Origin of the sequence: Leeuwenhoekiella palythoae, assembly GCF_020310025.1 — a bacterium.
Taxonomy (GTDB): Bacteria; Bacteroidota; Bacteroidia; order Flavobacteriales; family Flavobacteriaceae; genus Leeuwenhoekiella; species Leeuwenhoekiella palythoae.
Genome location: NZ_CP084318.1, coordinates 351,305 through 364,183, shown reverse-complemented (window position 1 = coordinate 364,183; position 12,879 = coordinate 351,305). Strand labels below are relative to the sequence as shown.

Genomic DNA, 12,879 nt, shown 5'->3' with positions numbered 1-12,879 from the left:
ATTTAATTGCGGCTTTAATTTTTATAAGCATTTAGTTTTATTGCCATCCACCACCAAGACTGCGGTAGAGCTCAATGTTTGCAATTAAAATTTGCTTTTTGGTATTGATTTCATTCAGTTCACTTTCTAAAGCGTCGCTTTGAGCTGTGATCACTTCGAGGTAGTTTGCGAAGCCACCTTTAAACAGGAGCGCGGCATCTTTAAGTCCTTTTTGTGTAACTTCAATACGCTCTTGTGCGATTTTATATTCTTCGGTGAGTTTGTTGATTCGGGTTAGCGAATTAGAAACATCTTCTACCGCACCGATCAGGTTATCCTTAAACTCCAATTGTGCGATCTCCCGTTCTGAAAGCGCCACTCGATAATTGGTTTTAAGCTTTCTATTATTAAAAATAGGCTGAAAGATAGAACCGTTAAGCAATGCAAAAGCTGAACTTACGGGATCAAAGAAATTCTCTAACTGAAACGAATTCAATCCCAATCCTGCACCGATGGAAAGCGAAGGATATTTTAAAGCTTCGGCAACACCGGTACGTGCGTTTTGAGCGATGAGTTCATATTCTGCCATCGCCACATCTGGACGATTTTTAATCAATTCTAACGGAACACCGGTCTTGTATTTTTTCTGAAATTGTATAGCATCAAGATCTGCATTAAGCTCGATGGGACGCGGTGATCTTCCTAAAAGTCGGTTTAATTTATTTTCTTGAACCGTATACTCGCGTTCTAACTGTGGAATAAGAGACTGTGCTTTTAACTGCTGTGATTTGGTTTGCTGAAGCGCCAAAGAAGTGGTTTCGCCCGCATCATATTGCAGTTTTACAATGTTGTAAGTGCTGTCATTAAGCGCGTAGTTTTTTTGTGCTACTTCAACCTGAGACTTCAGCATTATTAAATTGTAATAGGTTGAAGCAACTTCTGCGATCAATTCGGTTTGTACAACTTTTTTAAACTCTTGAGACTTCATAAAGTCGGCACGCGCTGCTTCCTTTTGCCATCTCAATTTTCCCCAGATATCCAGTTCCCAATCGGCTTGCAAGGCAGATGAATATTCCAAGCGTTCTGTATATAAACTTCTCGGTACATTTTCTCCGTGATTGCGTCTCGCACGGTTAGAGCCGTAATTGTTATAGTTTTCTGAGTAATACTCTCTTCTAAAACCTGCCGGAGTCGCATTAACCGATGGTAAAAAGTTAGCCTTTGATTGGGATAAATATTCCATCCCAATATCCATATTGCGCATCGCTTTTTGCAAATCGATGTTATTAACAAGAGCTGTGTCTATAAGGGAAATCAACGTGCTGTCTTCAATAAATTCTCTCCACGGAATATGTGACATCATCAAGCTATCGCGAGTAATTGCCGCTTCAGCCAGAGAATCATTTAGAACAGAATCTTTTACATAAAACTCTTCAGAAACATCATCAAATTGAGGTCGCTCATATCTTTGCCCCACTTTACAACTACCAAGTATTAAAAGTGTCAACAATATCAAGCTTGCGCTGAGATATCGGTTTATATTCGGTTTTCTTTTTATGGTGTTTATATTAATCGTTTTCATAGTGGTTAGGTTAGTTTTCTTCTTCAATTTCTTTATCTCCGTAGCGCTCTAAGTTGTACTTGTCGTGCAACATCTGGAAAATATATGCCATCACAGGAATTACAAAAATCCCTAGAACAATACCTCCTACCATACCGCCGGCTGTACCAATACTCACCGAGTGATTACCTTGTGCTGAAGAACCTTCAGCAAACATCAACGGTACAAGTCCTACGGTAAATGCAAGCGAGGTCATAATAATAGGTCTAATACGCAACGCACTTGCTTCGAGAACCGCATCGAATACATTGAGGCCAGAACGTCGTTTTTGCGCAACAAACTCTACAATAAGAATGGCATTTTTAGCCAAAAGACCAATCAACATAATAATACCTATTTGTACATAAATGTTGTTGTCAAGTCCGGCCAAATTGATCGCGGCAAACACACCGAAAATACCTACAGGCAGCGATAACATTACCGCTAGCGGAAGTAAGAAGCTTTCATACTGCGAGGCCAGAATAAAGTATACCAGAAGAATGATGATGATGAAGACAATCATGGTGTCTCCACCAGAATTTTTCTCTTCCAGACTCATACTGGTCCACTCATAGCTCAAACTTGCTGGCAGTTTTTCGCTGGTCAATTCTTCGATCTTTTTCATCACGTCACCAGTACTGTATCCTTTTGCCGGGGTTACGTTTATTTTTGCCGCATTATACAGATTGTAACGGTTAACAACTTCAGGACCATAAGCTTGCTCTAAGCGAACGATCGTGTTTACAGGCACCATTTCACCTTTGTTGTTTTTCACAAAAATGCTGTTGAAAGACTCCGGCGATTCTCTATAAGGAATATCGGCCTGCATATACACACCATATTGTCTGCTAAAGCGGTTGAAATCACCCGGCTGTACACGACCAAAATACGACTGCACCGTAAACATCATGTCTTTTACACTAACACCTAAAGCCTTTGCTTTTTCGTAGTCGATCTTAAGACGATACTGCGGGAAATTTGGATTGAACGAGGTAAATGCGTTGTCAACTTCTTTCTGATTGCTCAGGGTGTTGATGAATTCATTTACGATCTGACCAAATTCTCCCAAGTCACCATCAGAGCGGTCTTGCAACATAAACTGAACCCCGTCAAAGTTACCAAACCCTTGTATCGTAGGTCTTGGATACATATTGAAATCGGTTTCAGGGATTTGATCAAGCTTGCTCAACAAGCTTTTGATGACCTCTTGAATGTCTTCAATTTCTCCACGCTCTGCAGCGTGTTTTAGCTGAACATATCCTAAACCAGAAGACGGACTATTAGCATTATCTACAACATTAAAACCAGAAACAGTATTCACGCCTTTCACGGCAGGATCTAATTGAAGAATAGAATCTGCTTTTCTTAGCGCAGCATTTGTTCTGTGTAATGAAGAACCTTCTGGCATTTTCATGGAGAAGATCAAGAAGTTATCGTCTTCAGTTGGGATAAAGGCGCTAGGCGTAATTCGCGAAAGAAAAATGGTAGCGACAATAATTGCTGCCAGAGCACCTACGCCTATCCATTTATGGTTCAAGAACCAACGTACAACATTGAGGTATTTGTCTGTAAACTTATCAAAACCACTGTCAAACTTACGCAGTCCTTTGCGCTTTGCTACTTTGGCTTTTCGTACCTGACGCAGTTCTGAAACCGTTTTGGCCATTCCGCGTTTCTTCTTTTCACGCTTTTTCTTTCCGAAGAAAATCTTGGTCAATACCGGAGTAAGCGTCAATGCATTTATCGCAGAAATTAAAACCGCAAAAATGATCGTGTATGCAAATTCTTGATAAAATACTCCCACAGGACCACTTAAGAAAGCAACCGGTAAAAATACGGCAGCAATTACCACTGTAATAGAAATAATGGCACCTGTAATTTCGTCCATCGCGGCAGAAACTGCTTTGCGGGCAGAAAGGCCGTGATGCGTCATTTTCTCGTGAATAGCCTCCATTACTACAATCGCGTCATCTACCACAATACCAATGGCAAGTACCAACGACAACATACTGAGTACGTTCATCGAAGCGCCAATAATATTTAGGAAGAAAAACGTTCCTAAGAGGGAAACCGGAATTGAAATAGCTGTAATAATGGTCGCTCTAAAGTCCTGCAGGAATATAAATACCACAATAAAAACCAGAATAAATGCCTCTACAAGCGTGTGCATTACTTGGCTCATCGATTCATCGATCTGATCTCTTACACTGTAAGTAATCTCATAATCGATGCCTTCGGGGAATAATTTTTTCTGTTCTTCAAGTATCTCTCTAATACGTTCATCAATGGTTTTGGCATTTGCACCATTCATTTGCACAATATCGATCGTTACCGAAGGTTTTCCGTCTAGACGGTTTTCACTGGTGTAGTTTGACGCACCAAACTCGATACGCGCAACATCTTTAAGACGTAGTTGGGCACCATCTTCATTGGTTTTAATGACAAGATTTTCATATTCTTCAATCTCGCTGAAACGCCCGTCATACTTCATTACAATTTCAAAAAGCTCATCTGAATTTTCACCGAATTTACCCGGTGCCGCTTCAAAGTTTTGATCTTTTACCTGATTGTAAACTTCTCTGGGAGTAAGGTTATACGAAGCCATTTTTTGTGGATTCAACCAAATACGCATCGCGTAATCCCGCTGACGTAAGATGGAAGCTTCGGCTAAACCTTCTACACGTTTAAGCTCACGGCGAATATTGATTCTTGTATAAGCATTAAGGAAGGTCTCATCATAGGTAGAATCTTTACTGAAGATATTGATCGTCATGATACTACCTTTCATTCTTTTAGTAACCGAAATACCGGCCTCAGTAACTTCTGGCGGAATTTTTTCAGTAATCACTGAAATCCGGTTTTGAATGTCTACCGCTGCCTGATCGGGATTAGTTCCCGGTTTGAAGTAAATAGTTACTCGTCCACGACCAGAGTTGGTAGCTGTAGAGTTGGCATAGGTCATATTTTCTGTACCATTGAGCGCTTCCTCGATAGGTAATAAAACAGATTTTGCAACCGTTTCGGCATTACCACCCGGGTAATATACCGCCACACTTACACTGGGAGGGGCAATTTCAGGAAAACGTTCAACGGGTAAAGAGGTGATACTGGCGGCTCCCGCAAGTACCAATACTATTGTGATCACCAGCGTAAAAACCGGCTTTTTTATAATCTTTTTAAACATAGGTTAGCTGTTTCGGTATTAGACTTAATACGAAATAAGAACTCTAAAAATGTGTCTAGGATGTTATAGACTGCTGGTAAGCTGGCCTCTTTGAAGCGGTTTTACCTTGATACCTGAAGCCAATTTATCTAATCCCGAAACCACGATGCGATCTTTAGGAGATAAGCTTTTTGAGTCTACGATATAATTATCACCAGAGCGTCCTTTTGTGATGATTTCACGACGCTGAGCAATATTGTTTTCATCAAGAATGAAGACAAATTTCTTATCCTGAATAAAGGTCGTAGCGCTTTGTGGAACGAGAATCGCAGATGGGTAAATCTCTTCCATCAAGATTTTACCGGTGTTACCAGAGCGTAGTAAGGTATCCGGATTATTGAATTTTGCTCTTAAAGTAATCGAACCTGTAGAACGATCAATTTGACCGGAGTTGGCATCAATCTTACCACCGTGCTCATAAATAGAACCGTCAGCAAGGACTAGTTTAACCTGATCGTTTACCTTGTTTTTCTTTGAAGTTTTGTCATTTTTCGCACGCTCAAAATAGAGGTAGTCAGACTCACTCATAGAAAAATAAACATAGATATCATTTACATTAGAAAGATTAGTCAACGGCTCTGAATCTGTTTTCTTCACCACGTTACCTATTGATTTTGGAATACGTCCCATAAAACCATTTACAGGTGCTTTAATCGTGGTGAAATCTAAATTGATACGCATATTGGCTGCTTGTGCCTGCGCTTGTTGTAAAGAAGAAAGTGCCACTTGATAATCTGCTTTAACAGATTTCATACGTACTTCAGAAATCACTTCATTATCGATAAGGGGTTGTAAACGCTCAACGTCACTTTTTGCTTTCTCTAGTTTAGCTTTTTCAAGATTTACGTTAGCCATGGCGTTTTTATAGTCTTCCATATACGGCTGACTATTTATTTTGAATAAAGGCTGACCTTTTTCAACAAACTCACCTTCATCAACATATATTTCTTCTAGAATGCCATCAACTTGAGGTCTGATCTCAACAGATTCAACACCTTCTATAGAGCCGATGTATTCAAAATTCTTAGCAGCGCTGGTTTCTTGTAAGCTGATTACCGGTAATGGCAATCCTTCGTCTTCTACCTCTTCCTCTCGGCAAGATGTAAAAGCAGCAAGACAAAGCGCTAGAATGATCGCAAACTTTGTATTGGGGTTATTTAAATAATTCATATTTCAATTTTTTAGGTTTCCACATAATAGTATTCAAGAATGAGACCTAAACGACAATAGTAAGCTGCAGGAATCATGTTGTGTTGTTTTATAGGGGTTTAGCGCAGTTTTAGAGGAAAAACAGTATGGGGACAGTTGTAGAATAGTGTAGAAAAATTCTACACTATTGTGGAAATTGATCAAGTTGTGAGGCGTAGATCTTGACTATGATGCTAAGATTACTGCTTGAGAAACATCGGTAAGAATGAGGTTGATTTTCCTTTTTGCAGCTCTTTTTTAGATTATGCCAAACCATAAATGAAAATCATTAATAATTCCTTAACGTTTATCTGATTCTTGTCCTAAGAGTGACGTTTTGAGATAAGATAGTACAGAGGGGCAACCTAAATTTTAAACGCTGTTAAAGATTTCGTAAAACTCAAAAGTTTACATATAGTCAAAATATGACAAAATTTGTGATTAATTATTTACTAATATTAATAATTGATCCAAGCAATGAAAAAACTAATTTATGTAACACAAATTACGCTGTTCTTTTTGGCTACTGTGCTGTTCGCTCAGGATAGGTCGCTTCAAGGTACGGTGACAGACACTAACGGAATGCCGCTTCCGGGGGCAAGTGTTGTGGTTAAAAACACTACTGTAGGTGTGGTAACCGACTTTGACGGAAACTTTACTATAGCTGTTCCTGAAAATGAAAATATACTTGAAGTAACCTTTATGGGATTCAAATCTCAGGAAGTAGATATAACCGGAAAATCTGAAATTACGATCGTACTGGAAGAGGATGCTCAAAGTCTTGATGAGGTTGTGGTAACGGCCTTAGGGATCAAGCGATCTACCAAAAAACTCGCATACTCCGTACAAAAAGTAGAAGGTGATGATCTCGCTGAAGCTAAGGAAACCAATGTTGTAAACTCATTATCTGGTAAAATGGCCGGTGTACGGGTTACCGGCGGGAATAGTGGAGTAGGTTCAAGTTCACAGATCATCATTCGTGGTGAAAACTCTTTAAATCCGAGTCCTAATGCCAATTCCCCGCTTTTTGTTGTAGATGGAATTCCTATTAATAACAACGTTAATAATGCCGGAGGAGACGGAAACATGGGAGTTGACTTTGGTAACGGCGCAATGGATATCAACCCTGATGATGTTGAAGAAATGACCGTACTTAAAGGGCCTAACGCAACAGCACTTTACGGTTCGCGTGGTGCAAATGGTGTTGTTTTGATCACTACAAAGTCGGGTAGAGGAACTAAAGGAATTGGTGTTTCTTTTAATCACAATTCTACTTTTGAGACCTTACTTACCTTACCAGAATATCAAAATGAATACGGTCAAGGTTCAAACGGTCAGTTTGCTTTTAATGATGGTGGTCAAAACCGCTCGATAACAGGTGGTGTAAACGATCACGTTGATGAGAGCTGGGGACCTGCACTTAACGGCCAGTTAATTCCGCAGCACGATAGTCCGACGACAAGCGGATTTAGAGCAGGTGATGTCAATTTGAGACCGCGTAATGCTGATGGAACTTTTGCAGATGAGATCATCGCAACGCCTTTTGTTGCGCATCCCGATAACATTAGAGACTTTTTTGAAACCGGTTTTACGATGAGTAACAACATCGCTTTTACCGGCGCTAATAAAGATGGAAACTTTAGAGTTTCGTTTACAGATTTAGATAGTGAAAGTATTGTTCCGAATTCAAATTTTAAAAGACGCACTTACGCGATCAATGGTTCGTATAATTTAACCGATTGGTTAAAAGTCACTGCGTCGATGAATTACATCAATTCTAATTCAGACAACCGTCCTAACAATTCCTATGGAACGGAAAACGTGATGTATTTATGGATTTGGTTTGGGCGTCATATCGATATGAATGGTCTTAGAGACTACTGGCAGCCGGGCTTAGAAAACGTGCAGCAGTTTAATTATAACTACAACTATCACGACAATCCATTCTTCACAGTTTATGAAAACACCAATGCCTTTAACCGTGACCGTGTGATCACAAATATGCGCGCCGATCTTAAACTGGCAGAAGGTTTAGATCTTATGTTTCGTACAGGGCTCGACTATTCAAATGAGCTTGATATGCGCAAACGAGCATACTCAACGCAGCGTTTCCCTAATGGGCAATATCGTGAGGATTATATTTTTGCTCAAGAACAAAATACCGACTTCCTTTTGTCTTACAACAAAGTGCTTACCGATGATTTAGATTTTGGTATTTCTGTTGGAGCAAACCATCGTGTGGCGAAAAATCGTTATCAGCGTATAAGTGCTAATTCTCTTTCAATTCCTGCGATTTATAACTTCGGAAACGCTGCAGAGCCGCTTACGACAAATGATTATGACAGCGAATTTAGAGTAAACAGTGCTTATGCCTTTGGTAATTTAGCCTATAAAAATTATTTGTTTTTAGACCTCACCGCCAGAAATGATTGGTCTTCTACACTTCCCGAAGATAATAACAGTTATTTCTACCCTTCTGCAGGTGTAAGTGCTATTCTTTCTGATATGTTTGAAATGCCAGAAGCGATCAGCTTTGCAAAAATAAGAGGAGGTTATGCGGTTGTAGGTAACGATACCAGCCCATACAACCTTGCTGCAACCTATGGTTTTGGTGATACCTTTAACGGATTCTCGAGAGTGTATTCGCCTTCAGAATTAAGAAATTCTGATTTAAAGCCTGAAAAAACCAATTCAATAGAATTGGGTGCCGATGTGCGTTTTTTCAAAAATCGTTTAGGTCTTGATGTAGCCGTATATCAGTCGACGACAAAGAACCAAATTATATCGCTTCCGGTATCTAATACTTCGGGATACAGTTCGCGGGTGATCAATGCGGGAGAAGTTCAAAATCGCGGTTTAGAAATTACCTTGAATGCCACTCCGGTACGTACCGATAATTTCCGATGGAATTCTTCGATCAACTTTACCACAAACAGAGGTGAGGTTAAAGAACTTACAGACGGGCTAGATTTTTACACGATCAAGAGTAACTATTTGACCGTAGGAGCACGAGTTGGTGAGCGCATAGGCGATTTATACGGTACCGGTTTCCGTAAGGTTGAAGACCCTAATAGTCAATATTTTGGTCAGTGGATTATCAATCCGGATTCTGGTCTTCCTATAGTAGATAACGAGTTGAGAAAATTGGGTAATTACAGTCCGGACTTTATGGTTGGTTTCCAGAATAGCTTTCAGTATAAAAATTTCAACTTCAGTTTTCTTTTTGATTGGAGACAAGGAGGAGAATTTCATTCGCGCACTGTGGCCATTGGGGGAACTACAGGAATGCTTGATTTTACAGTGCCGGGCAGAGAAACAGGTATTGTAGCGGCAGGTGTTGTAGAAAATGGCGACGGGTCTTACTCGCCCAATACACAAAACGTATCAGCTTCAAACTACTATTCGCACGTGTATAACCGTAGTAATGAAGAGAGCTCTATGTTTGACGCAACTTATGTAAAACTAAGAGAGGTAAAACTAGGCTATAATTTGCCTAAGAAATGGTTTAATACTGTGCCGTTTACTTCTGCAACTATTTCGCTTGTAGGTAGAAACCTGGCGTTATGGACAGAAAATGACCACGTAGATCCGGAAAGTATTTCATTCTCAGGAGGCACCATTGTTCCCGGAGTTGAAGATATGGCACTGCCTAGTACGCGCAGTTATGGTGTAAATCTAAATCTAGAATTTTAAGAAAACACACGATGAAAAAACTAACTATCATACAAATTTTTGTACTCGCTTGTCTTTTGATAACTGGCTGTACAGACAATTTTGAAGAAATCAATACCAACCCAAATGCTCCAGAAGCAGTAAGTGCAAACTTGCTTACTTCTACGGTAACTTCAGAAATTACCAGAACGCTTACTCAAGAGGGCTATAGTGACGGTAACACGATCACCCAATTGATGGCAAAAAATAACTTTCCGGGTTTTGCGCAGTTTGATTGGGGAGATCAGGGAATGTGGAATTTTTTCTACGGAATTCTTCCGGAAATCGACGATATTCTAGAGATTTCTCGTGCCGAAGGAACACAGAACAGCACTTATGAGGGTATTGCACTTACGTTGCGTGCGTTGTGTTTTGCAAACCTTACAGATCTCTACGGAAACGTACCCTACGCTGAAGCTTTAGCCGGTCAATCTGAAGGGATTTTTACACCCGTTTACGACAATCAGGAAATGATCTACGACGGCGTTTTGGCAGATCTGGCAGCTGCAGATGCTGCCTTAGCCCAAAATCAAAGCATAAGCGGCGCTTCTGGAGATGTGATCTACGATGGCAACCCTGCACAGTGGAGAAAATTGGCAAACGCCTTACGCTTGCGTTATTTATTGCGTATCTCAAAACAGCGCGATGTGTCTTCAGCGATGCAAGCCATTGTAAATGCAGGAAACTACATCAACTCTAATTCAGATAATGCAACCTTAATCTATAGCGGAACTTCAAATACAGATTCTTGGCCACAAAGCACGGGTCGTATTGGTGGCTTTGATGAGAAGAGTTTATGCGATACCGCCTTAGAGTATTTCAACAGATTTAACGATCCTCGATTAGATATTTGGTTTGATCGTAACAGCGATGGAAACTGGGTAGGAATGCCTATCGGTCTAAATCAAGATAACGCACGTGCTTTTGATGATGCAAATAGTCCGAGTCGTTTAGATGTTGATTTGTTTTATTATTCAGCAACAGATGCCGAAGCTTTTATTATGAAAAACTCAGAAGTACAATTCATTTTAGCCGAAGCCGTAGCGCGTGGAATCATAAGCGGTAATGCTGAAGCGTATTATAACGAGGGAGTACGAGCGAGTATGAATTACTGGGGGGTAAGCGATGCTGACGTAACGGCGTATTTAGCGCAACCGGCGGTAGCTTATGACGGTTCTTTAGAATTACTATTGACCCAGAAAACCATCGCCCTTTGGAATGTAGATTATCAAGGTTGGTTCAATTACAGAAGAACCGGTTTGCCGGCTTTAGAACCGGGACCAGACAGCCTCAATGGAGATCTGTACCCTGTGCGTTTCTTGTATCCTTCATCAGAGCAAACGTTGAATACCGCCAATTATCAAGCAGCTGTAGGTGCAATGGGTGGAGATAATATCAATGTAAAAGGCTGGTGGGAAACCGGTACCCGTTACTAACCATCAACTTCAAAACTCAGGTTGGGTTGCTCAAGTTTGTTGAGTAACCCTTACCTGTTTTTAGTTTAGATATGAAACAGCTAATTATGAATAAGTTTTTAAAGTTAAGCACTGCGCTCGCTGTGTTGATTTTAGTAGCCTGCGATACAAACGATGAACCAGAACCTGGTATTAAACACCTTGTGGTTATTGGGGTAGATGGGATGAGTCCCAATGGAATTCAAAATGCCAAAACACCGGTGCTGGATAGTCTCATTAAAAATGGCGCTTCCACACTTCAAGCGCGGTCGGTTTTACCTTCGAGCTCAAGTTCTAATTGGGCGAGTATGCTTATGGGCGCAGGTACCGAACAACACGGAATTACCTCCAACGGCTGGGAAGTAAACGATTATACGCTTCCTGCGGTAGTTTCAGGAGGAGATAGTCGTTTTCCTAGTATTTTCACATTATTCCACGATCAAAAGCCGGAAGCACACGTTGGCGCCATTTACGATTGGGATGGTTTTGGGAGATTGTACAATCCGGCAGATGTTGATTTTGATATTGATGCTGACCACGAAGATAAAACGACTCAAGAAGCCATCAACTATATCAAAGCGCATAAACCAGACTTTACTTTTATTCATTTGGACCACGTGGACCACGCAGGACATAGTGAAGGTCACGGCAGCGCCAGTTATTACAAAGCGGTAGAAAAGGCCGATCTGCTCATAGGCGATATTATCAAATCGACTCAGGATGCAGGGATTTTTGAGGAAACGGTTTTTATCGTGTCTTCAGATCACGGCGGTCTCGGAAAAGGGCACGGTGGTGAATCGCTCGATGAGGTGCTTATTCCGTTTATTCTTTATGGAAAATGTGTAAAAAAAGGGTATGCCATCGAAGAGACTGTGTATCAATACGACAACGCGGCAACAGTGGCTTTCATTGCTGGTTTAGAAACTCCGCAAGCGTGGATAGGTCGACCGGTAAAAAGCGCTTTTGTAGGGTATGAGAAACCGGTTTTGAAGTATAAAAAGTTAGAAGCTTTACAAGCCCCTCAATTTAAACCACAAAACGGACCCTATGCACCGGCCGGAGGATTGTTCCAAGAGGAGCAGGTTTCGGTGGTTATAAACAATCCTAATGCTTCAGGGAGCATTTATTATACGCTAGATGGGAGTGACCCTAGTGCTAAACATGCGGTAAAATATGATGCGCCGTTTTACGTAGATCAAACCACGCTCGTACGTGCAATAGTTGTAGAAGAAGGCAAAATCCAAAGCAAAATTGCAGAAGGAAATTATCGTTTGGTTTCCGTATCAAAAAAGCCCGGGGTGACCTATGCGATCTTTCAGGAAGAACCTTTAAGTGCGCTTCCAGATTTTACAAATAAGAAACCTAAGCAATCGGGAGTTACGATGGAGTTTTCAACCGAAGTTCTTGATGAAATTTCTGAAGTAGCAAATACCGCAGTGGTCTTTACAGCGCAATTGGAGGTTTCGACTCCAGGTGAGTACACGTTTTACACGACAAGTGATGACGGAAGCACGCTTTATGTTGATAACCAACTTGTGGTAAATAACGATGGCGACCACGGTGTGCAGGAGCGAAGTGGCAGCGTATCTTTAGCAAAAGGAAAGCATACGCTTAAAATTGAGTATTTTAATGGCGGTGGCGGATATTATTTGGATGCCAAATACCAGGGGCCGGGAATTGGTAAACAAATCATTCCTGCAGATAAATTGAGTCAAGACTAAAAC

The 12,879-nt window shown here is 40.8% G+C and carries 6 protein-coding genes; 3 read left to right on the top strand and 3 right to left on the bottom strand.

Going from position 1 to position 12,879, the window contains the following annotated elements; genetic code table 11:
* Window positions 1-37: 37 nt before the first annotated feature.
* The 3 genes from LDL79_RS01535 to LDL79_RS01525 all read right to left on the bottom strand — a co-directional run bounded on the left by LDL79_RS01535 (window position 38) and on the right by LDL79_RS01525 (window position 5,972).
* The gene (locus tag LDL79_RS01535; protein WP_225598896.1) at window positions 38-1,561 is read right to left on the bottom strand and encodes a TolC family protein; all 1,524 of its coding nucleotides are present in this window, start codon (window positions 1,559-1,561) and stop codon (window positions 38-40) included.
* A 10-nt stretch (window positions 1,562-1,571) separates the two neighbouring features.
* Window positions 1,572-4,763 (bottom strand): efflux RND transporter permease subunit, encoded by a 3,192-nt coding sequence (locus tag LDL79_RS01530; RefSeq protein WP_225598895.1) that lies wholly within the window; start codon window positions 4,761-4,763, stop codon window positions 1,572-1,574.
* Between the two features lie 63 nt (window positions 4,764-4,826).
* Entirely contained in the window at window positions 4,827-5,972 is a 1,146-nt protein-coding gene (locus LDL79_RS01525) for an efflux RND transporter periplasmic adaptor subunit (RefSeq protein WP_225598894.1), read from the bottom strand.
* Between the two features lie 495 nt (window positions 5,973-6,467).
* Between LDL79_RS01525 and LDL79_RS01520 the strand changes: the two genes are divergently transcribed.
* The 3 genes from LDL79_RS01520 (at window position 6,468) to LDL79_RS01510 (ending at window position 12,876) form a co-directional block, all read left to right on the top strand.
* The gene (locus tag LDL79_RS01520; RefSeq protein WP_225598893.1) at window positions 6,468-9,683 is read left to right on the top strand and encodes a SusC/RagA family TonB-linked outer membrane protein; all 3,216 of its coding nucleotides are present in this window, start codon (window positions 6,468-6,470) and stop codon (window positions 9,681-9,683) included.
* An 11-nt stretch (window positions 9,684-9,694) separates the two neighbouring features.
* Window positions 9,695-11,137, top strand: coding sequence for a SusD/RagB family nutrient-binding outer membrane lipoprotein (locus LDL79_RS01515; RefSeq protein WP_225598892.1), 1,443 nt, complete (start codon window positions 9,695-9,697; stop codon window positions 11,135-11,137).
* 86 nt (window positions 11,138-11,223) lie between these two features.
* Entirely contained in the window at window positions 11,224-12,876 is a 1,653-nt protein-coding gene (locus LDL79_RS01510; protein WP_225598891.1) for an alkaline phosphatase family protein, read from the top strand.
* The last annotated feature ends 3 nt before the right edge of the window (window positions 12,877-12,879 follow it).

What these genes read in the sequence shown, in the direction of transcription:
- LDL79_RS01515 (WP_225598892.1), top strand. Translation starts at nt 9,695, where the DNA reads ATGAAAAAACTAACTATCATACAAATTTTTGTACTCGCTTGTCTTTTG.
- LDL79_RS01510 (WP_225598891.1), top strand. Translation starts at nt 11,224, where the DNA reads ATGAATAAGTTTTTAAAGTTAAGCACTGCGCTCGCTGTGTTGATTTTA.
- LDL79_RS01530 (WP_225598895.1), bottom strand. Translation starts at nt 4,763, where the DNA reads ATGTTTAAAAAGATTATAAAAAAGCCGGTTTTTACGCTGGTGATCACA.
- LDL79_RS01520 (WP_225598893.1), top strand. Translation starts at nt 6,468, where the DNA reads ATGAAAAAACTAATTTATGTAACACAAATTACGCTGTTCTTTTTGGCT.
- LDL79_RS01525 (WP_225598894.1), bottom strand. Translation starts at nt 5,972, where the DNA reads ATGAATTATTTAAATAACCCCAATACAAAGTTTGCGATCATTCTAGCG.
- LDL79_RS01535 (WP_225598896.1), bottom strand. Translation starts at nt 1,561, where the DNA reads ATGAAAACGATTAATATAAACACCATAAAAAGAAAACCGAATATAAAC.